This window comes from Sphingobacterium alkalisoli, assembly GCF_005049105.1.
Taxonomy (GTDB): domain Bacteria; phylum Bacteroidota; class Bacteroidia; order Sphingobacteriales; family Sphingobacteriaceae; genus Sphingobacterium; species Sphingobacterium alkalisoli.
Genome location: NZ_SUKA01000003.1, coordinates 490,700 through 512,226, shown reverse-complemented (window position 1 = coordinate 512,226; position 21,527 = coordinate 490,700). Strand labels below are relative to the sequence as shown.

Below are 21,527 nucleotides of genomic sequence, written 5' to 3'. Positions count from 1 at the left end.
CTATGGTATTGTATCAAGTAAAGAATCATGGTCGCATTTTTTAGGAATAAGGGGTTCCGCATCAGTTTAATTTTTCTTTTTGCGATGATCCTGCTCCAGGGGCTAGGGCAGACGCAACAACAATATGTCATTACGGCACGGGTCGTTGACGCGGATAATACCCCTCTGGAAGGGGTAACGGTAAAAATTGCAGAAACAGCACATTCGACCCGTACCGATCAAGCTGGCGTATTTCTTCTTCCCGTGCCAAATACCGGAAGCTATTCGATAGCATTGAGCAGTATTGGTTTCAGGGTACAGCGGCAGGAAATAGAGGCGCAACAGCCGGACCGGGTAAATACCAACCTGATCATCCTTAGGCGAAATGCGCGACAGATGGATGAAGTAGCAGTTGCCGGCCGTTCGGAAACACGCCAACTGAAGGAGCAGGGATTTGCGGTTAATGCGATCGATACGCGTAGGCTTGCCAATACAACGGCCGATCTAAATCAGGTACTTAACCGTTCAACGGGTGTAAAGGTCAGAGAGCAGGGAGGTATGGGTTCCGACTTTGAGTTTTCGGTCAATGGGTTATCCGGCAGTGCTGTTAAGTTTTTTATGGATGGGGTGCCGCTCGATATCATGGGGAGCGCAATGTCGCTTAACAATATACCGGTAAACCTGGCCGACCGGATAGAAGTATACAAGGGTGTGGCGCCGATCGAGTTGGGATCCGATGCGTTGGGCGGCGCGGTCAATATCGTGACGAACAAATCGCTAGCAAATTATTTGGATATCAGCCATAGTTATGGGTCTTTTCAAAGTAATCAGTCTGCTTTGAATACACAATATGTGCATCATCCCACTGGGCTGGTATTCAAAGCAAGTGGTTTTTTAAACTATTCTAAAAATAATTACCTCATGCGCGATGTAGAGGCAGTGGAGAATAATGCCTTCGTATTACGCGATCTGCCACGTTTTAATGACAGATACCGTTCGATAATGGGGCGTTTTGAGGTCGGCGTAGTCAATAAATCCTGGGCAGATGCTCTTTTTATTGGGGTAGGTTATACTGATTTTGACAAGCAGGTGCAAACCGGTGTAAGGCAATCTATTGTTTACGGCAATGTAAGTCGCGACGGAAACGCAAAAGCAGCTAGCCTTCGCTATAGCAAAACAGGTTTGTTGGCCGATAAGCTTGACCTCAGCTTATTTGCAAACTATTCTAGGGACTATAGCGTAGTGGCCGACACGGTGCTCCGTAACTACCGTTGGGACGGCTCGTATACGGAAGGAAATTCAGAGACGGGAACATTTGGGCTAGCGACAGTAAAAAGGCCACGTATATTTACACGGGCAAATGCCAATTATCGCCTATCTGGCCATCATAAGCTAAGTTTGAATTATACCCTAGACCAGATTGAGAATAATGCATACAACGCCTATTATGTTGAAAATGATGATATGCCAGGGAAGTTGGGTAAACATATTGTCGGATTGGCTTACCAGCACGAATGGTTTGACCGGTGGACAAACACCTTCATGGCTAAATATTATGGATTGAGCACGGAAAAGCGACAGTATGATTATGGGGTGCAGGGCATGGTGAATGTGTCGGATTACAACAGTTATTATGGTTATGCGATCGCTTCGGTTTATAAATGGGCACCGCATGCAGGTATTAAGGCATCGTATGAAAACACGTACCGCTTACAGGATGTTAACGAGATGTTTGGTGATGGTTTCCAGATATTTAACAACCTTGACCTAAAGCCGGAGGCCAGCAACAACATGAATCTGGGACTGTATTACGGGCTGCAGTCGGGCAAGCACGATTGGTTTGTGGAAGCGCTCGGTACGTATCGCAACGTCAAGGATTTTATCTCTCCGAATCAGTACGCAAATAATATGATACAGTACCAGAACCTGACCAACAGCTTGGTGCGTGGTGTAGAAGGCGAAGTGCGGTATGGGTATGGAAATTGGTTGTCGGCCATGGTTAACCTGACGTACCAACAGGCGATTGATAATACCAAGTACTTGAATAACGATCCATCTAACGGAATCTCCAGTACGTATGAAAGCGAAATCCCTAACCGTCCGTGGTTATTCGGGAATTTTGATCTGGGCATTACCAAGCAGGGATGGCCAAATTACGACAGCCGCCTGCAGCTCAACCTGATGACGCACTTTACGCAGTGGTATTACCGTTCCTGGGCAAATATATCGACCGAAAATTCAACAGAGATTATCCCAAAGCAATTGATCCATAGTGCCATTGTATCCTATGCTACACCGGGCGGTAAGTACAATATTTCGTTTGAATGTAGAAACCTCACAAATGAACTTACGTTTGATAATTTTCGCTTGCAAAGGCCCGGCAGAGCATGCTATGTAAAACTTCGTTACTTATTAATTCAAAATAACTAAATCAACATGTATACTAAATTTTTAAAATTAGCCTTGGTGCTGCTTATATGCACTACTTCTTGTAAGAAAGACAACAATGACGACGACATTCCCGTAGCGGATGATGCGGCCTTTGCCTTGTGGATTCAGTTAGGAACCTGGCCCAATACCAGTTATTATGCGCTTAACGTGAACGACCTGACACAAGGATCGACTAAATTGCAGGGAAATGGGATCGACGTGACAACCAAGCTGAACAACTCTGTTATTGTGAAAGACGGCTTCTATTACTTTTATAATGCAGCGGAAGGAAGATTGGGAAAATATAAGCTCGAGAATGGAGCGGTGAATGTCGTGAAGGAGGTTCCGTTTTCGCATCTGGCTTCTCTGGCTGGTCATACCTGGGTAAATGATCATACACTCGTGATGATCGGAAATAACGCGTCGGGCGATGCGGTGAATACTGTCGTCATCGACACAGACGATCTGTCTATTACCACAGGTACTATTACTGGTCTTCCCCAACGGCCTGAAAGCTATAACAAATATCTGGTAGGTGGAGATCTTCAATTTAAAGATGGTAAATTATTTTTTTCGGTAAATATGCAAAATACTACTGCTTTTCGCGTATATCCACGCTTGTACACCATGGCGGTGAGCTACCCGGGATTTGCCGTGACCAACATCTCTACGGACGACCGATCAGTAGGAGTGGGCAACACATCGGGATATTTTGCAACTTCTTTTGTGGATCATAACGGCGATATGTACTTCCTGACCAGCTGGAATCTAGTTTGGAACGAGAACGGATCGCGTGCGCCAAAAGGAATCTACCGGATCAAAAAAGGGGAAGATGAGCTGGATAAAACGTATTATGTGGATGTATTACAGGAAACCGGTAAAGAGGCAGCTGCCGGGGTATTTATGGATCTCGGTAACGGAAAGGCGATCTTAAAGGTGCAAGAAATGGAAGGCTATGAAAACACGAAATTCGGATACATTATCCTTGATCTGGCGACAGGAAATGAGGTGCGCAAATTGACGGAGATACCTGCAGTTGCGTCGGGCGAAAGAAACATTTACGTGGAAGATGGTAAAGCCTATATAGCGGTTTTATCCGGACAAGGAACGGATTATATCTGGATTTATGACGCTGACAGCGATAAAGTAACCCGGGGCTTGAGCATACAGGGTGGTTACAATTCCTTTTCTCGTATTGATAAACTGAAATAATACGTTTTAATGATCGAGGAGAAAAAGAATCCCATCCGTTCTAGAAAGAAAAAGCAGAAGAAAGTTTGGTGGCGACGTGCAAACGATTGGTTTCATCTGTGGGTGGGTATTGTATCGGGTATCCCTGTAGTACTTATCAGTCTAACGGGCTGTATCTTAGTCTTTCAAAAAGAGATTACGGAATGGTCGCGCCCCTGGTGGAACGTAGAAAACCTGGGACAAGAAAATCTTCTACCCCCCTCGGAGATGCGCAAACGGGTAGCGCAGCAGATACCGGATATGCACATTCGAAAATTCTGGTACTATGGTGATGATGCCCCTGTAAAAATCACGCCCGACGACAGTGAACTCTTGATTTATGCGAATCCCTATACTGGAAAGGTATTGGCGCAGATTGATCATGAAGATTTTTTCCATGAGATAGACGAGGGGCATCGCAACCTGTGGATGCCCCCTGAACTCGGAAGGGCGGTAGTGTCTTGGACCACCCTCATATTTGGCCTGCTGTTGCTTACAGGTATTGTACTGTGGTGGCCTAAAAAGTGGAAAAAGCGGCAGATGAGGCAGGCTTTTATGATTACTTGGAAGGGCAAATGGAAGCGGATCAATTACGATCTTCATAATGTATTGGGTTTCTATGCCCTTTTATTGGGGCTATTAATGGCGTTTACAGGATTGGTTATGGGGTTTATCGTGGTTCGCGAAAGTGTCTTTTCGGCCTTGGGCGGGACTAAAGCGATTGATCCGCCGATGTATGTGATCGAAAAATGGACGAGCCCCCTGCCGACAGGTATGGATAAAAAGATGGATGTCATTTGGCATAAAGTGACACACGAGATAGCGAAGCACAACCCAATGGAAATCAGTATTCACTTCCCGAAGGACACCGACGAAGCTATTTATGCATGTACCGATATGACGGGCGGTACATGGCGTGTGCTGTACTTTGATCGCGAGAACCTTAATTTGTTATCGAGCTCGGACAAACCGATGGACGAGGAGGATACTGCAAACTGGTTTATGCGTGCGAATTACGGACTGCACACGGGATACATTGGTGGAATGTTTACCAAATGGCTTTATTTTTTTGCGAGTCTTATCTGTGCATCTTTACCCATAACAGGTTTTTGCGTATGGCTGGGTAAGCGCAAATAGTGGCTACGATCTACTGGTAACCAGATGGTGCCGATATGTTGGGTAGTTAATTTTTTTAACATCAATTGATTCTTTATACATGAGTGCGAAATACGTGTTTTTATTGGCGTTATCTTTTTTTATACATACGGCATTGACTGCGCAAGTATCCTTATCTGGAAAAGTATTGACAGAGGAGGGGAATGCGTTGGGTGATGCCAGCATAAGTTTATTATCTATACCGGATTCGCTGGTCTACGCCCAACAGAAAACGGATCAGCGGGGGAATTTCAGCTTTCGGGTGGATAGGCCGGGAACCTATAAACTGCACTACAAGATCTTGGGGTTTGAGCCGCATCTGAGTGCTGATCTTGATTTGAAAACAGGGGGGCTCCATACGGCAGTACCGGTCATCTTACGGGCTGTGGGGCAGGAAATTGAAGCGGTGAGCGTGGTGGGTAAACAGCCTGGAATTAGACAATATGTAGATAAGATGGTGGTCGACGTGGAAGGTACGGTTCTGAGCGAGGGAAATAACCTGTTGGAGCTACTGGAGAAAACTCCAGGCGTATTGGCCGATGGAAAAGGTAATTTTTCGATTCAAGGCCGTGCAGGTGCACGGGTGATTATTGACGGTCGGGATACCTATCTTTCGGGCGAACAGTTGGCCAGCATGCTCCGGGGTATGCAGGCCAGCGATGTAGCAAAGCTGGAATTGATGAGTAATCCATCGACCCGGGAGGACGCTGCGGGAACTGCGGGTATCATTAACATAGTGACCAAACGCAATAAAAAATTAGGTTTTGGCGGCGACGTATTCGTTAGGGGCTCGCGGTCGCGTGGTTCGCAGGGTGTCGGAGGTGGTGGAATTCATTACCGGGTCAATAGCCTGGATATGTACATAAATGGGTCGCTCGGCTATGAGCAATCAAAAGATAGTTCGGCAATTGAGCGCAAATTTTATACGGATGGTTGCGTCACAATGGTACAGCGGCAAAAGGAAGAGAAACGGCTTGATCCGGGACGATACCACAGCTTGCGCACAGGAGCAAGCTATACCTTTGATGACGGTGGAGTGTTGGATGCCAGTTTCCACTGGATGAGAGGCCGCTTCATTAGCGCAGCAGATATAGACATGTGGATAGACGACCGTACGCATGTGGACATGGAGCGGGCTACGACAAATAATCGCTTTGATGAAATGTATAACAACTTGACTTTTAATATAAACTATGTCAATAAATACGAAGGAGAAGACCATTTCCTAAAAATAAACCTAGACTATGCGCCACATACGAATGAATATGACAATATTTTTCAGACGAATTTCTTTGACAGGGAGGGAACAGACCGCGGTAACACAGCACGTACGAATAAACAAGCATTGAGTAATACGACCTATGCCGGTAGGTTGGATTATAGCGCACCTTTAGGAGACGCAGGAAAACTGGAATTGGGATGGAAGGCTACGTATTTTTTTATAAATAATGACGTTGCGAATGACACGCTACAGGATAACCGCTGGGTGCGTGATTATACGACCTCTAATCGTTTTCAATATACGCAACATATTGAAGCGCTCTATTTTATATTCTCCGGTAAGCTGCAGAAGCTGGAATACCAGGTTGGGCTGCGTGGAGAATATACCTTTATCAAGGCTGAACAGATGACGCTTCAAGAAACAAATAGGCAACGTTATATGCATATCTTCCCAAATGCGTCGGCTACTTATCACCTCAATGAACAACACCTGTTTCGTGCTTCAGTAAGCAGTAGAATCGAACGTCCGGGAGATCACGACATTAATGCTTTTAGGATATACGAGGATGCATATAGTTATACAGAAGGAAACCCAAACCTTCAACCTGAACGGAGCTACATCGCTGAGCTGGGACACGGATTTAGGAATAAATTGTTTACCACGCTGAGCATGAGCTATGGTCTGAATGTAATAAATTGGGTGAGCCGAGTGGGAAGCCTGCCCGCTGAAAATTTGACAAGGCCGGAAAATATAGGCCGTTATCGGAACTATAGTGCCAGCATGATGTACAATAACAGCTTTAGTTCGTGGTGGACCGCCAGTCATTACCTCAATGGTTTTTATAATAGCTATAGTGGAGCGATAAATGATATTACATTAGACAATAGTGGTAGCAGCTGGTCTGCAAATAGCAAGCATACGCTTCACTTTACCCCGGGGCTGAGAGGGGAGGCTTCGGCATACTATAACTCGGGCGTAACGACCGGAGCAACACGTTCCGATCGGCGATATGGGCTCGATCTCGCTGCAGAGAAAAAGATGTGGAAAGATCGTGCTATGGTAAAAATTGCGGCGACTGGACTTATACGAAATGCAAACCCCAGATATACGAGTCAATACGGCGACCTCATTGTATACCATTCGGATTTTCCGGACAATCAAAAAATAATTGTTTCCGTTAGCTATCGGTTTGGCGAATAAAAAATGTTATATATACGTATAACGACATCTGTTAAAATACTTTTTCATCCATTTGCACGGCGTTAATGGTATATTTACAGTAGATAACATATACTGATATGCAAACTAAACATTGGAAATTGCATTACAAGTTCAATATTTTACTCCATGTACTCGCGTGGTTAGCATTCTTGTCCTTACCCATTCTGTTTATAAGTAACAGTGAAGTTGGCTTTTTAGAGATGTTTCGTCATTGGGAGTTTTGGTTTTTTGCGCTATGCTTTATCATCCCTTATTATATCAATAGTTACTTATGGACACCATACATCATTCGCAAACGAAAATATGTGTTGTATGCAACTTCCATTGTATTGGTAGGCGTATCCTTCGCTTTTTGGTTGCGACCTTTTGATAGGTTGATACGATTGGAAAGCGTTGTACAACGAGAAGTGCCTGCTCCCGAAAGGAGATTTGTTCCACCGCTTCTACATGAAAATAACAGACCTTTTCCGCCAGATTTTCGAAGCGAAATGCAACATCCCCCAAAAAGGAGTATAGGAAGTCTAGACATTGCCTCTGTTTACATTATAGCTTTGGTTGTTATTTTAGGTTCTCTGTTTAGAATGGTCCAATACTGGACACGATCGCAACACAAGATACAACAGGTGCGGCATGAGTTAATCAAATCTGAGCTTGCTTTTCTAAAGGCTCAGGTTCACCCACACTTTTTGTTCAATACGTTGAATAATATCTATTCATTGGCGTTGATAGGCGATTCTGCCACAGCTACAAGCATCTTTAAATTATCACAGTTGATGCGGTATTATATGGATGAACGAAATGAAGAGGAAGTTGACCTAAAAGAAGAAATTCAGGCTATTCAGGATTTTATAAGTTTGCAAAAACTTCGGGCCGGTACGAATTGCACACTCACGGAGCGGTACGAAGGATTGGACATTCCGAAGAAGATATACCCGTTCATTTTATTACCTTTTATAGAAAACGCATTTAAATATGGCTTGCGTGCTTCGGAACCGTGTTATCTTGATTTTTGGATACAGGTCTCGCATGATAACTGTTTAATGGAAGTGAAAAACTCCATTTCGTCCGAGTTATTTGAACAGCCGAGTTCGGGTATCGGATTGAAAAACACCAAAAAGCTATTGGAGAATCTGTATCCGAATAAATTCAAATTGGATATCGTCGAAGGAAGGAATGAGTTTTTTGTTAAGCTTTTGTTGTATATTTAACTCATGTTATCCTGTATTGCTGTTGATGATGAACCGCTGGCACTACGCCTAGTAGCCGAGTTTGCAGAAAGGCATCCTGCATTGCTCTTGCTGCGTACATTTTCGAATCCACTCGAAGCCAAGACATTTATGGAAAAAGAGTCCGTAGATCTGCTTTTTCTGGACGTGGATATGCTTGAGATTAATGGTGTGGATTTTGCCCGAACACTCTCTCCGCGACCCTTGCTTGTATTTACAACGGCACACAGAGCATACGCAGTCGATGGTTTTGATCTTGATTCTGTAGATTATTTATTGAAACCCTTTGATTACACTCGTTTTGAAAGAGCGGTCGATAAAGCATTGACTCGAAGCGCTCCGCATACATATCGGCCTTTTTTGACCGTATATGAAGAATATCAACTGGTAAAGATTCATTTGGATGAGATAGAATGTATAGAAAGCATGCAAGATTATGTGAAAATTCATTTGATCAACGGACGGACAGTATTGACACTTTCGACACTGAAAGCCATGCATGATCGACTGCCCAAAAACATTTTTGTACGTATACACCGCAGTTATATTGTCTCTGTTACGCATGTTGTTTCTTTTTACAATAAAAAAATAGAACTTCCCCGTTTTCTGCTCAATGTAGGAGAAAGTTACTATAAAGATGTTGCTCGACTATTAAAGGACTCATCGACACATTAAACCTATTCATCGGTACTTAACATTATTTTACATCTTGTCCGTGTAAATTTCTCCCATAATTTAAATGGAGAGATCATTATGGAAAGAAAGCAATTTATAAAAACGTTATCCTTTTTGGCGTTTTCAGGACCTATGACATGGGCTGCCTGTAAAAAAGATGGTAGTAATACATCTACGGATGAAGCGGGGACAGATGTGTCCGTGGACGAGAGCTGTGTGGTTACACCCGCGGAAACAGAGGGGCCATTTCCTACAAAAACACCAACATCGTACGTGCGTTCGGATATACGAAAGGGAGATGGAATCGGTGTGGACATGACAACGCTGATTACAATTACTAATGTAAAGGACAACTGTACCCCGCTGTCGGGTGTGTTGGTTGATATTTGGCATTGTGATGTGGATGGAAACTATTCGCAATATGGGGGTATGCAAATGCAATCTACCAATTACCAATCTGTCAATTGGTTTCGTGGGAGACAGGTAACGGATAGCAATGGACTGGTTAATTTCAAAACCATCTTCCCTGGCTGGTATCAAAGCCGTGCTACGCATATACATGTGCATATTTATGATGCTTCGGGCAAATCGCTGTTGGTTACGCAGATAGCTTTTCAGGATAGTTTGTCTGTCGATGTGAATACGAATGGGTCCAAATATGGATACACAAAAGGCATCTCGGGCTATACCTATAACAATAGGGATAATGTGTTTGGCGATGGTGTGGATAAAGAGATGTCTACCGTAACAGGAACGATGGCAGAAGGCTTCGAAATGAAAATTACACTTAAGGTTAATGCCTAAGCAATAAGATTATGGAAGAGGTGAGGATCTATATCGCGGAACAAAGGGGAGAAATGGTAATTGACGAGGGAAAGCTTAGTAGCACGCTGAATTATGGAGAGTACGCTTCTCCTCATCGTAAACCGATAGGTCGTTTGCATCACGTAAACGAATGGAGGGGATGTTCCGGACAGGTACTTACCTTGCCATTAGTCGAACTAAGTGTTTCGATTTTTATTCCGTTAGAAGAAGGACTGGTGCTGCGGATCAAGGAACAGGAATATATCGTGCCTTTGGGTAGTTTGCTGATATTACCCACGGATGTGGAAGCGGATGTGTTGACCAGACAGTTCGGAGCTGGTGATGGTTATTTTACTTTTCAGCAATTCGTATTTTCAACTACGGAATCGCATGCTCAAGAAATTCGTAGTTACGTGCTGCCGATCGTAAATCCGTTGGATAAAAATAGGATGATACCTGTTTTGGATAATGAAGACACTCCGTTTCAAATTTATGTGGGGGCTTTTGTCGGGAAAGTAGACTATAAGCTAGCTCTTGATGCGGGATTCGACTATGTTTTTGCACTGGCGTTAGACGGTAATTTCGAAGTCGAAGATCGTTTACTGTTTCAGGGAGATGCATTATCACTTCCTGGATTTCATAAGCTGGAGATGGAATGCTTATCCGACACAGGTTTATTGTTGGCTATCTATTATTAGCACATCGTATTTAAAAGTATTGTTCATTACTAAAATATCAAAATTAATTATTTATGAAAACGAAAATATATTTTTCTCTTCTTCTGTCGTCCATTCTTGTGGTATCCTGTGCGAAAGATGACAAAATCAGTGATACGGAAGAGGGAACAGTTATAACAACAGATGGAGGAGTAAGCATTGCTGGAAGTTCTATAAATGGAACTGCGGAGGGTTCGGTGGAGACCGGATACGACGAAGAGGATCTGCTCGAAAATTCTACATTCAGTTCTACAATTAAAATCGGATTCAACGGTGTAAATACGACGGTAGAAAATGGAGTAACGGGTGTCACTATTACGACTCTCGGGGCGGATGTGGTTATTGAATCTACCGTTGCTCAGGTGGCTTACGAATTGACGGGTACGACCACAGATGGTTCAGTGAAGATATATAGCGACAAAAAATTTAAGCTATTGCTGAATGGTGTTTCGATTACCAATCTTGACGGACCAGCTATTAATATACAATCAAGTAAGCGTGCCTTTATCGTTCTTGCTGCCGGAACAAGTAACACACTGGCAGACGGTACGATATATGCGACATCTTCCGAAGACCAGAAAGGGACATTTTTTAGCGAAGGGCAGTTACTGTTTTCGGGAACGGGTACGCTTCAGCTTACTGGAAATTACAAACATGCCATTGCTAGTGATGATTATATACGTGTTACCGATGGAACTGTCCGGATTACCGCGGCGGTTTCGGACGGGTTGCACAGCAATGATGGTATTTTTATAGATGGAGGCATACTTGATATTAAAGCAGGTAGCGATGGGATAGAAGCTGAAAAAGGACAGATATTTATCAATGATGGCGATATTACTATCGATGTAGTAGATGATGGTATAGTTGCTTCATATGAAACGGATAATACAATCGATCCCTACATCGTGATCAATGGCGGTACGATCCATATTAATACTACGGGTGAAGGAGGAGAAGGCATCGAAAGTAAAAGCACACTAACCGTAAATGGTGGAGATATCTATGTTAAAGCTGTTGACGATGCAGTTAATGCCGGCAAAGCAATTTATATAAACGGTGGAAACATAGTGGCTTACAGTACAACAAATGATGGAATGGACTCTAATGGCATATTGACCGTGACCGGAGGAAGGATACTTGCTATTGGAGCGAGAAGTCCGGAAGCTGGATTTGACTGTGACAACAATACATTCCGGATTACTGGTGGTGTACTGATAGGTGCTGGTGGCTCAACAAGTACACCGACTGCAAGTGCTTCGACACAGGCCTCGGCAATTCTAGGTAGCGGAAATGCGGGAACAATATACAGTGTATTGACAAGCGATAATGAAGAGGTAATGACCTTTAAGTCGCCCGTCAGTTTTACCACATTGTTGTTGTCCGGTAATAAATTTAGCTCGGGAGAGACATACAAATTGGTGACTGTATCTGACATAGCCACTGCTTCGGACTTCAATGGGATTTATCTTGGCGGTACTTTTAGCAACCCAACCCTGTCATCAACGTTCACACTGACCGCTATGGTAACACGTATAGGAGGAAGCTCAGGACCAGGAGGAAGATAGAAGCAGTATAGAGATTGTCTACTTAGGTCTAGTTTCTGCATCAATTACCACGGTGACACATAAAAATAGGACAGGAATGCAAAGCATTTTAGTTAAATTTGGAAAAAAACACAGATGAAAAAAAATATATTTTTGCTCTTCTGTCTGGGGTTTTCATCCTTAGCGATTGCCCAGCAAGACGAGCGTAAGCCACTTCCTAAAGAAACACAAATAAAGATTGCCCTGCAGGCAGCTCCTGCCGATTTAAGAGAAGGTGCTAAGGTATACGGATACGATGAAACAGGTAAATTTATTGTGCTCCAAGAAGCGTTTAATAACAGTAAAATGGTTTGTTTAGCGCCTGATTTCAAAATGTCTACGTATTATGCATATGCTTACCCACAATCCTTGGATCCTTTTATGGAGCGTGGTCGCCAATTAATCGCAGAAGGTAAACGAAAAGAGCGGGATGCGATACGTGAGCAAGAGTTTAAAGAAGGGAAATTAGTTATCCCGCAGACACCGACCATTTTATATGGCTATTGGGGAAAGGCTTCTGATGTAATCAAAGAAACTGGGGAAATTAAAGATGCACAAAGACGATATGTCATTTACATGCCGTTTGCGAAAGCCGAAGATATTGGCTTATCGAGTAAGCATAATAACCTGGGTACACCTTGGTTGATGGATGAAGGAGGTTATAAGGCACATATTATGATCACTCCACCGATGGAACATAATCATGGAAAATAATAGAAAAGGGCATTGCACATTTTGCAATGCCCTTTTCTATTATCCATGCATTTTTGCACGCAATCTATTCTTCGTTTTTAAGGCTTCGTCTTTTACTTCTTTAGGAGCCTTTTCTTGGTTTAAAATCAGTTCGCATGCTTCTTGAATTTTTGGTCTGTGCACTGAAATGACATACCAGCCCATCACATCTAAGGCTGTTTTTCGCAGCTCGGCAGACTCTTCCTGATCTTGTGCTATACTGATCAACGTTGGAATCAATGCATGTTGCCGATATAGTCTTAAGCTATTCATTTCACTGATACGATCTTTATCAGCCTTTGTTGTATCGGTTAGCGTAGCTTTACTTTTTTCTAATTTTTCTGCATGATAGGTGATGTCTTTATCTAGCTTGTCGGCTAGTGTACTAGCCTGAACTAATGCGGGATTTTTTCGGATCACTTCATCAATATACCGATGGGCTAACGTAGGGTTCAAGAACTGTAAATTCCACCTCGTACGGTAGGCGATACGCTCGGAATGCGGGTCGGATGCGTAAAATTCCAACTGGTCTTTCACAAAATCATCTCCACCAAAATCAGCTAGGTCATATATTGCCCGTCGGCGGATAAATTCGTATGAATCTGTTTTTGCGGCATGTAGCACATCAAAATAATGGGAATCTTCAAAATTACGCAGCAACTGAAAGGCTTCCATACGGACGGTTTCAAAAGGGGATTCGAAATAGTACTTACGTAGTAATGGAGAAGCATCTTCTTGCGGTAAGATACGGCTTAGATATACGAGTGAGAGGGCTTGCAGATCGGCATCATTTTTTGTCAGCAACGTTTGCCAGTATTTTTTATCGTTTGTTTTGCTGACTAAAGCCTCGTTAAGCGAATAATCGGTTGAAGCGGTAAAAGAAAATGTGGGATCGCCCAGAAGATGGGTCTCTAGGTAAGCAATATGCTTAAGCCAATGGCCTACGCGTACACCATGCTGTAATGTACCCATGAGCTCGGCGGGCCATAGATCCTGTAATACACCTATAGAGTTTGCTAAGGCTGTAATATTTTCATTTTTAGAGAACGGATAGTACCCTGCCAAATAATTATCGAGGTGAAATGATCCGGTTAAGCACGAGTTTAAATAGACAAGACGTGCCTGTACGCCTGCGTCACGGATATCATGTATCTGCATATCCATGTGCTCATTGTAAATAGAGTCTTCAGCAATGGACGAGGGATCAAAGGCATCCGTAAACCATTTTTCATTTACCCCCAAAGATGTTTTAAATCCTTCTTTGACTTGTGCAGTATCCCTGCCATCTTCTTTCGCATTCCGCATTTTCGAACGGAGATAACGCGCAACATTGGCCATAGATGGCTGTGGAGCGGAGGCCTCGGGGTATCCGTTTAACAATTGCAGCGTGGCGGTGCCATGACCGGTCATATAGGCAAAGTCTAATCCGGGGCGCTTTAGTTCGCTTAAGAGATTGAATTTAATAAACTCGGCATTTCTGTAATTCAAAAATTTGATTGAATTTCCGGGTTTAAAAAGATCTGGGAACTGGGATTTCAACGCTAGGGCTTCTCCCGAGACGGCATTGATGGAATTTGAATTGTATCCGTGACCAGTGGAAACAATCATATCGCTCAAGCGGTTATCCTCTTTACGGAGCCTAACTACCTTTTGTAGATATTCCTTTATCTTGGGTTTGGGATCTTCGCCCGCCTCTATCGGTGGCTTGATCCGCGCAGAATAAATGTCCATCTCGATAAATTGTGTAGACGCTGGTTTCAGGCTATAATAAAAGTAGTGCTCGCGGCCTTTGGTGGTATCCTGACGTAAGAAATCGAACTGTAGATCAAAATCATCATAATACCTATCTGAGGGAACAGACGATTTATCCCAACGAATTTTTTGGTTCATCTTGAAAGCCGAAGTAAGATATTGGGCATCTCGTATCATTGGAATCGGAATGGCGCCCACCAATACGACACCCTCCAAAGGGGAAGATTTTTGCTGATGGAGCTTTAGGAGCTCAGTGCGTATCGCTTCCGGGTTTTTCCATTCGTCTACCAGAATATAGGTGCCTAGACCGTCTTGCTCGATGGCATTTTTATAGGCAATGACCTCCTCTCGAGCAACCCGGTAAGTTTCGCTATCGATGACGATAGCAAAGGTCGTACTGGATTTAATCCCAGGTTTTTCGATCTGCTGTCCATGTGCCAGACCGAAGCTGGATAAAGCAAGCAAGCAGGCAATGATTTTATTTTTTAACATAAAGTATACGTTTTTAGCGATGATGTGCAATATTACAAAGAATATAATCCAATACTTAGCTGCCCCTGGATTCTTGACATATCTTTGTTGAAATAGGTCTCGTTTGAGGTAGGCTGAAGGTAGTTGCCGGATAACCTGACGTAAAACTGGTTATTTCTATTTTCGGCTCTTTTAAAGTTATATTGTAAAGCTGCGTCGGCTCCCCAATAGTTGATGGATAAAAACTGATTGGCAGGGTAGAGGATATGATGGGCGATAAAATTCGTACTATACGATTTTTCATCATAGGCGAAATCAGCGTTCACGGCATCGCTATAGATAAATCCTACCTGGACATTTATACCCGACGCATTTTCAGAAACAAAGTACCGTTTAAAGTCGGCCCGGTAGGTTAGTCGGTCTACGGTTTGTTGGCTCTGGTTGCTGGCGTAGCGGTTGTCCAAACCATCGTATGTTACCGAAATACCCGTTTGCCATCGTAGGATATTGTTCTTCAGACTACCCATTTGATAGCCTATAGAAGCCTCAGTGACGAGATTGGTGTTAAAGACATCTGAAAATAAGGTGATGTATTCGCGTGTCGTTGGATCTTGGTACTGATGATATTCGGTATTGTCGACGTCTTTTTGATCCCAGTTAATACGGAATGTATGCAAGGCCGATTCACGGATTATATTCGATACGATATGGGTACCGTACTGGAGATATTGATGTTTACCTGCCTGCTGCGGAGATATAACACCATCGGTAGCATGTTCAGAATAGGTGTTGAGGAAGCCATCTACGAGTAATTTAATGTTTTCGGATTGATAAAGATACTGTAGATTGCCGCCAAATTTATTTCCGGTATACTTCCGCGTAATCGGACTGGATGAAATAAACAGCGGGCTACTTCCAACATATTCGCCCAGACCGATCAATTTGTACATATTATGCACGGTCTGTGTATTGATGTTGGACACGGCAAGATCTTCTACAAAATAGCTGTAGTTACCGTTGATGCCAAGCGTGCTTTTAGGATCGAGAACATATGTTAAAGACGGTGTTAATTCCAAATAATTGTTGGTGTTTTCGGGTCTTGGATCGCGTTGTCGCGCACCGGTACTGACGTTGTATTGGAGCCCCAGCCCAAATCCTATTCTGTCGTTGACAAGCGGAGAGGCTATTTTTGCCTGTAAAGCGTAACGTTGCTTATTCCAATTGCCACCCAACGAATCGACCACGGTATAAGGGTTAATTCGAAGGGGATTAAGTTGTGTGGTGTAGGCGACTTCTTTTTCATTTCCTACGTCAAGATTGAACTTACCATAAAACTTCCAGTCTTTTAGCTGTTGGTACCGCTCGGATGAAAACCCAACGTACTGTTGCTCCCGGGCCATGAGCGGATGTTTGAAATCACCTTTGGTGAGATCGTATTTTAGGGATGTATTCCCGATATTGCTGAATTTGGTTTGTTGCAGAAATGCTGCATTATCGCTGTTCAGCAAAACCTCTTGCTGTTTGAACTTTTCGAGATCTTGTTGAATATGCTGTGCGTTGGAAATGGAAGAGATAGCCAGCAGGGCGACGGTATATAAAATTTTAGTATGCATGGTTAATTCCATTTTCGGGGTGAGGGAGTATCGTTGATTTCAAAGTCTGCGGATGAATTGTTGGTGTCTTGGAAGATAGTCTGCCCATTGATCACATTCTTAATTTTACGACGGACGGATTTTCCACTATAAGAAGCGCCAACGGTAGTCATACCGGCATCGACCGTAACTGGGAGCCGCTTTTTGTCTGCAGTAATATTGCTATTGGAAACGGCATCTAAGGCGTCTATCACTGCCGAAGTGGGCACTGCTTTATATTGGGTAGTTGAACTGGTGCCGGGCTCCTTACTTACAGGGAGGTCATCAAAACCATTCAATTTAAATAGTACGAGTCCTGTTCCTCCAACACCCGGTAACCAGTCGAATCCGGCGGTTGTACTGGCGTAGGCATGGATTAGATTCGGTACATCTGGTGCATCGGTATCTCGATTGGTATATGGCCAATAAGTTTCAAAATCGGCAATACCCGGCCCCAGATTTACGGGTGAATTTGGATTTCCATTTGGATCGGTTTTGTGGTTGATACCGTCCATGGCAATAATAAGGGATTGACCCGGAGCTAACGATCGCTCCTGGCCTGATCCGGGAATCATCCATACTTGGGCTAAGTATACCGAATCGACCTCGTTTATAAAACCATATGCGGCTGAACTTGCTGACTTGGTATTGCCCATATAGAGGCTATCCATATAGATTGTTTCATTCGAATTATTGTAAATTTCGACGAAACAGTCGTAGAAATAGGAGGTAGGCACACCGGAATAATAAAATTCGCGGATCACCAAACCGCCTGCTCGACTTCCATTTAGTTTGACTTCGATTTGGGTGGCTTCTGTAATGACGATAGGCGTCAAACTTGCGTTGACAAATGATTCTTCCGCATGCCCAATGAGGTTGTCAGATTCTTCCGCGGTATAGGTATGGGACGCGGTGAAGGAATATGTGCCGGGTATGAGGTCTAGGGCTATCTTCCCTTCTTGATCGGACGAAACCGTTTTTAATTCGCCCGTAATATTGTTACGGATCTGTATGCCGATATCGTGAGGAATAGATCCTTCGCTGAAATTGTCTGGAAAACGTAATTGGAATACGACCGCAACCGATTCTATTTCGGTGAAATCTTTTCGACAGCTAGCCAAAAGGCTGATCGAGCAGATAAGGAGTACCGCCTTGATATATTTCATATTGATATAATTGTTCATTCTCGTAATAGCAAATAGCTTTATGTATAGGGTTTAAAACTTAAAAGTTAACTCACTACCGAAGAAGATGGGTATATTTCGCTTTTCGTATTCTGTCGGAGATCTTGTGCTCGCTTGTAAAGGCCTGTTGTTGGTGATATTATTGACATAAAAAGAGAAACCGTAATTTTTCCCAAACTCTTTAGTCACTTTCATATTAAACAACCACAGCGGTTTCCAGGATTCCTCTCGGTGGTATGTATCGGCTACGCTGATATAAAGGCCTGAAGTCTCCGGAATAGCAGCGATCTCAGCCTCTGATAATGGAATAACCTCCCTATTTCCATTTTTCGTAATATTAATTATGGCATAAGGACGACTTGTGTAGTTAAAGTAACGGTTTTTGTCTATCCAAATAGTCTGGGCGGTAAGGCTTATGATGAGACGGATCTCAGGGATATGATGGATGCCGCGTAAAGTAGAAATAAATAGTTCATGCTCTTGTCCACGGGCATTAAATACGCCAAGCTTATCAAAAGGTTGGTTAGCAACCTGATGTCCATATACATAGGGTAGGTTACCTTCTCGTTTAGTATAGCTGTAAGCACCAGTGAGTGTAAAAGCAGTCCGGATCGATGCAAACCGCCCCAGGTCTAGCTCAAATTCAAAACCTTTGTTTCTAACATGTACATTATTCGTTGGTGTATTGTAATCTACCACAAATAAAGAGTCTTTTACAACATTACTGAGCACAGGCTTTTCGTTAGCTTCTTGTGATAATACCGTATATCGCGGCACGGTAGTAAAGTTGTAATATTGTGTCATATCGTACGCATTCGCGGTATTGTCTTGATAATAGGTTAGCGAAAGTCGTTTATTGTTGTTCCATTTATAATCCAGACCTATTTCCGCTTTCTTAGAGGTTGCAATTTCTAATTTTTTATTTACCGTGTTAAAAACTCGGGTGGTCATCAGGGCCAAACTTTCGTTGGGGTTTTCTTTATAATAGTTTAAACTGAATATATCGGCGTAGGCATTTTCGGGATATAGATATATAAGGGTGGGAAGTTTTGCACTTAAACCGTATCCTGCACGTACCTTTAAATTATCCCATACGGTATAGGAAGCGTTTATCCGGGGCGAAATGGCGAACTTGTTATCGTCTTGGAAAGGTTGGATGTGGTCGTAACGTAGCCCGGCTACTATACTTAATTCCCGATCTGCTATCCGGGCCGAAATTTGATCTTCGATAAATCCCGATAGTTGGTGGAGACCGGGTATATCGTCGAATGATCTACCCCTGAAACCAAGTCCATCGGTGGCTTTCGGGGGTAAGGTTTGATCGAAATATTTTCCCGCACCGTAGTTTTTGTCGAAAGCATACTGCACTCCGGCCAAAATACCGTGTTGCACGCTTCCGGTCGAAAAATAAAAGTTGTCCGATAGTTTGGCCTGTAGGCTCAGTGGCCTGCCTTCTATGCGGATGCGTTGCAAATAGTTTGATGGCAAATAACCCACTTCCTGGGTTATATCGGTAAGTGCATTTGACACAGCGCTCACATCGCCGGTATTCAAACGCTGCTGCATCCCGTTTTGGAAACCGAGTTGCGCAGCAAAAACATACTGTATGTTTCTGGCAAATCGCCTGTTAACGTTCCATCGTCCGTTGGTAGAGAAACGTAAGTCGTAATTCTCGGCTTGATTGATGGTTTGATTAACGGCAAGATCGGGGTCTGTCTTACTGTCGTCGTAGTAACCTCCAACTGCAAGTGTGCTGTTGGTATACAATTGGTTCCTATTGCCAAATGTATTGGTATATTGTAAGGAGGTATTAAAACGTTGGTAGGATTCGCTCGTCTGTATTTGCTCATTGGCGGCATAAGTATAATCTGCATCGACGAATAGTGCACCTTTATGTGCGCCCATATCGAACCCTTTTCCCGCCCATACTTGTTTTAGCTTAGGATTGAGCCTGAATTTTGTCTGCATGGGCTCTACGGATGCTTTTGTCTTGACATCGATAACACCTGAGGTCAAGTCGCCATATGCAACGGAGGGAATTCCACGGATGACTTCCACTGATTCAATATTGTCTGCAGAAATTTGACGTAAATCTGTACCCATACCTGCGGACGTAGAGAAAGAGGATAGTACACCCGCGCTTGCGGTATTAGACGCTTGCATATTGGCATTATTTGACAATTGAGCTCCGTTAATAATGATCGAAGTACCGAGTGATGCCGTGTTCTTTGTTTGAGAATCACTTAATTGACGTATACTGGGCGCATTGACTTCTGAAAAGGAGGGATTGGAAATAAGTTGCCCAGGCAATAGTTGCAGTACTTCACCAAGATTGGTGGCCTGTAGATGTTCGATAGCTTGTCTGGAGATAAAGGTGGAAGTAGCTCCTTTTACATTGGATACCTGTCCCACGACCTGCACATCTGCAATGGCGATCGAATTTTCTTTTAACTCGACAGTGGTACGCTGACCAACTTCTGCTTTTACTTCCGCGGATTGCATACCCGTATAGGAGATTTTTAACGTGTAGGTTCCCGGTGGTAGTTTTTCAAACGTAAACTGACCATCGCTATCGCTTGTGGTTACAAGCTGTAGTTCGAGCAACGTAATTGTGGCCCCTACTACCGGTTTTTTAGCATTTTGAACGTTTCCACGGATTTGACCTTGTTGTGATAATTGCTGGAAATTTTGGTTTGCTTTAACATATGAAAGACTCGGTAATGATAGCGTCCACAAGACGGCTAGGGTTAATAAAATTTTATTCATTCTTGACGATCTAGGCCACAAATATAAGAGTTATTTAAATTAAATCTAAATAACGATGCTCTTTTATATTATTTGAAGCTTAGTTTCAGGCAACTATCTTTTATTTTCGATCTGCTATGCTCTTGCTTCCGAAAGCTTTTTGTTGTGATCGGCGCTTCCCGAATTATCGGTGTACCCATTGATCGCGAGCTTAAGGGCCTTATAGGCCTGCAAGACTTTGACGATTTCATTCACAGCAGTTAAGCCATCTTGCTTTAAAGTAGCCTTGTCTGTGTCGAAGTTAATGTGCAGTACCGCCTTCCCGTTCTGATCAAGTTGCGATTTGATTTCGTCGGATTTCAGCATGGTGATGGTCTAAAGACCATTCGCCATGTTTTCGTTCTTCTATACTGATGCCGGCTTTCCATACCCTTCCTTCAATCGGTGTCATGATACCATCAATAGGAAAAAAGATCCGGTCAAACTTGCGTTCGATTGGTTTTTTATTGAGCAGGGCTAATCCCTCTGGCAAATTGAAAAATGGAAATTCACCCCCCCAGTTCTTTGTCCGATATGGCAATCGTATTGATGTCGAAGGACGATGCTGTGCTGGTGTACACATCTTGCTTTTTTTCGGTTTGGTATCGCGAATGTAAAGCATTTTATCTAAGTTTGAATATGAGGTAACTTAGATCAGGACCACTGTTAACGATAGCCACTATTAAGAATGCGTAATACCAAATCCGTTACAGAGTATTTTCAACCGAA

16 protein-coding genes are annotated in these 21,527 nt (G+C 43.2%); 10 read left to right on the top strand and 6 right to left on the bottom strand.

Annotation, left to right across the window (positions count from 1 at the left end; all coding sequences use genetic code 11):
- The first annotated feature begins 27 nt into the window (after window positions 1-27).
- From FAZ19_RS11765 to FAZ19_RS11720, 10 genes are all read left to right on the top strand, one after another.
- A complete protein-coding gene (locus FAZ19_RS11765; RefSeq protein WP_136820916.1) occupies window positions 28-2,409 on the top strand; it encodes a TonB-dependent receptor plug domain-containing protein in 2,382 nt (793 codons plus the stop codon).
- A 6-nt stretch (window positions 2,410-2,415) separates the two neighbouring features.
- Window positions 2,416-3,621 (top strand): DUF4374 domain-containing protein, encoded by a 1,206-nt coding sequence (locus tag FAZ19_RS11760; RefSeq protein ID WP_136820915.1) that lies wholly within the window; start codon window positions 2,416-2,418, stop codon window positions 3,619-3,621.
- Window positions 3,622-3,630: 9 nt separating this feature from the next.
- Window positions 3,631-4,776, top strand: a complete 1,146-nt coding sequence (locus FAZ19_RS11755) for a PepSY-associated TM helix domain-containing protein (RefSeq protein ID WP_136820914.1) — start codon at window positions 3,631-3,633, stop codon at window positions 4,774-4,776.
- A 79-nt stretch (window positions 4,777-4,855) separates the two neighbouring features.
- Window positions 4,856-7,216, top strand: a complete 2,361-nt coding sequence (locus FAZ19_RS11750) for an outer membrane beta-barrel family protein (protein ID WP_136820913.1) — start codon at window positions 4,856-4,858, stop codon at window positions 7,214-7,216.
- 98 nt (window positions 7,217-7,314) lie between these two features.
- Complete coding sequence (locus FAZ19_RS11745; RefSeq protein WP_136820912.1) at window positions 7,315-8,445, top strand: sensor histidine kinase; 1,131 nt, start codon at window positions 7,315-7,317, stop codon at window positions 8,443-8,445.
- Between the two features lie 3 nt (window positions 8,446-8,448).
- A complete protein-coding gene (locus FAZ19_RS11740; RefSeq protein WP_136820911.1) occupies window positions 8,449-9,138 on the top strand; it encodes a LytR/AlgR family response regulator transcription factor in 690 nt (229 codons plus the stop codon).
- A 78-nt stretch (window positions 9,139-9,216) separates the two neighbouring features.
- Window positions 9,217-9,942 (top strand): dioxygenase family protein, encoded by a 726-nt coding sequence (locus FAZ19_RS11735; protein ID WP_136820910.1) that lies wholly within the window; start codon window positions 9,217-9,219, stop codon window positions 9,940-9,942.
- Between the two features lie 11 nt (window positions 9,943-9,953).
- Entirely contained in the window at window positions 9,954-10,640 is a 687-nt protein-coding gene (locus tag FAZ19_RS11730) for a hypothetical protein (protein WP_136820909.1), read from the top strand.
- A gap of 53 nt (window positions 10,641-10,693) precedes the next feature.
- Complete coding sequence (locus FAZ19_RS11725; protein WP_136820908.1) at window positions 10,694-12,226, top strand: carbohydrate-binding domain-containing protein; 1,533 nt, start codon at window positions 10,694-10,696, stop codon at window positions 12,224-12,226.
- 114 nt (window positions 12,227-12,340) lie between these two features.
- Window positions 12,341-12,958, top strand: coding sequence for a hypothetical protein (locus FAZ19_RS11720; protein WP_136820907.1), 618 nt, complete (start codon window positions 12,341-12,343; stop codon window positions 12,956-12,958).
- Between the two features lie 39 nt (window positions 12,959-12,997).
- On the opposite strand, the gene FAZ19_RS11715 is transcribed toward FAZ19_RS11720, so the two are convergent.
- The 6 genes from FAZ19_RS11715 to FAZ19_RS24105 form a co-directional block, all read right to left on the bottom strand.
- Entirely contained in the window at window positions 12,998-15,220 is a 2,223-nt protein-coding gene (locus FAZ19_RS11715) for a HEAT repeat domain-containing protein (protein WP_136820906.1), read from the bottom strand.
- A 32-nt stretch (window positions 15,221-15,252) separates the two neighbouring features.
- The gene (locus FAZ19_RS11710) at window positions 15,253-16,812 is read right to left on the bottom strand and encodes a DUF6850 family outer membrane beta-barrel protein (protein ID WP_136820905.1); all 1,560 of its coding nucleotides are present in this window, start codon (window positions 16,810-16,812) and stop codon (window positions 15,253-15,255) included.
- A 2-nt stretch (window positions 16,813-16,814) separates the two neighbouring features.
- Window positions 16,815-17,996 carry a DUF4876 domain-containing protein gene (locus FAZ19_RS11705; RefSeq protein WP_169305643.1) on the bottom strand — a complete coding sequence of 394 codons (1,182 nt, stop codon included), beginning with the start codon at window positions 17,994-17,996 and terminating at the stop codon, window positions 16,815-16,817.
- A gap of 51 nt (window positions 17,997-18,047) precedes the next feature.
- Window positions 18,048-20,780 carry a TonB-dependent receptor gene (locus FAZ19_RS11700; protein WP_136820903.1) on the bottom strand — a complete coding sequence of 911 codons (2,733 nt, stop codon included), beginning with the start codon at window positions 20,778-20,780 and terminating at the stop codon, window positions 18,048-18,050.
- Window positions 20,781-20,894: 114 nt separating this feature from the next.
- A complete protein-coding gene (locus tag FAZ19_RS24110) occupies window positions 20,895-21,125 on the bottom strand; it encodes an OmpA family protein (protein WP_211245493.1) in 231 nt (76 codons plus the stop codon).
- Window positions 21,091-21,420 (bottom strand): hypothetical protein, encoded by a 330-nt coding sequence (locus tag FAZ19_RS24105; protein WP_211245492.1) that lies wholly within the window; start codon window positions 21,418-21,420, stop codon window positions 21,091-21,093. The genes FAZ19_RS24110 and FAZ19_RS24105 overlap by 35 nt, the downstream gene beginning before the upstream one ends.
- Window positions 21,421-21,527 lie beyond the last annotated feature (107 nt).